The sequence below is a fragment of the Vibrio sp. YT-19(2023) genome (assembly GCF_033337395.1).
In genome coordinates this window covers 1-856 of sequence record NZ_JAWOQN010000288.1, presented here as the reverse complement: position 1 = coordinate 856, position 856 = coordinate 1, and the positions used below count along the sequence as shown (strand labels likewise).

The 856-nt window shown below is 39.0% G+C and carries 1 protein-coding gene; it reads right to left on the bottom strand.

All coding sequences use genetic code 11. The annotated features are described in order from the left end of the window. Positions 1–336: 336 nt before the first annotated feature. The coding region (locus R7E78_RS25445; protein WP_318058516.1) for an outer membrane protein at positions 337–856 on the bottom strand (520 nt) is incomplete at its 5' end.

The window sequence follows — 856 nt, the reverse complement described above, 5'->3', positions numbered from 1 at the left end:
ATGCCCCAAAGTTTGTTTCGTCAAAAAGAACAGGATTGTTACTGGTTGAATTTTGACCAAGTATAACTAGTACGAAAAATGGGCATCATTGTGCTGTTCTTGTTTCAAGCGCACTCGCTGACTTTTGCCCTGTAAATCAAGTTCAAAGTGTCACAAACTTTCAAAACGTTAGGTATAGATTTCTTATTAAAACCGTTGCTAACGCTTTCTAGGTAACAGGAAGCCTGATTTTTGATAGCTAACTTACGGATTTACCATAGTAGGAATAACCTGCACTTAAAAAAGCCTCCCGAATGGGAAGCTTTTTGGTTGTGATAGCTCATTCGTAGCAAGCTACTAGAAGTTATATCTCATACCAACTGTCACACCTTGAATGTTGATATCTACACCATCAAATTCAGCAGACCTGTATCTGTAGCCGATAGCAAGGTCTACATTGTCAAGCATGTAACCTACTTCCAATCCTGCTTGATAAGAGAACTTGGATTCTGATTCAGATATACCGAAGACGTTGGCTTCGCCCTTTAATGAACCAACGCCAAGAATGAGTGCGCTATATAATTTATTACCTTTATCTATAAACTTAGGGCGTGCGTTAATATAAAAGGCATCACCTTTAACACTGGCATCTTCATTAAATTCAGCTTCACCAAAATGTTGGTATTCTAACTCCACACCTAAATCTACATTAGGGTGAACTGCAAAATTATAACCAGCATACACACCTCCACCTAAGTCGTTGCTTTCATCAATAGTTGCAATACCAGCATCTAACTCAGTATTGTGACCTACAAGTAAATTGCCGCCGACATAAAAATGGTCTACCTCGTTTGCACTTGCACTTGCACTTGCACTT